The 209-nt window shown below is 40.7% G+C and carries 1 protein-coding gene; it reads left to right on the top strand.

Translation table 11 applies throughout. The features are described 5' to 3' along the window. The coding region (locus CCAND38_RS11910) for a hypothetical protein (protein WP_042343885.1) at positions 1-209 on the top strand (209 nt) is incomplete at both ends.

The raw sequence follows: 209 nt of genomic DNA, 5'->3' as shown, positions 1-209 counted from the left end.
AATATCGACGCTGTTGATGATGATTTTGGAGTTCAAGCTGTAGGAACGACCACCAAGACAGTGTTTGAAAACGACAAGTTGAATGGAGTAGTACCAACGAATGCGACGGTAAGTGTAACCCCAAATAATTTACCAATTGGAGTAACACTTAATTCGGATGGTACGTTAACGATAGGAAATACAGCTTCATCGGGTACACATACGTTTAC

It is taken from the genome of Capnocytophaga canis (assembly GCF_000827555.1).
Classification (GTDB): domain Bacteria; phylum Bacteroidota; class Bacteroidia; order Flavobacteriales; family Flavobacteriaceae; genus Capnocytophaga; species Capnocytophaga canis.
Note: the sequence above shows the minus strand (reverse complement) of the source record. Positions and strands in the feature narration are given on the sequence as shown.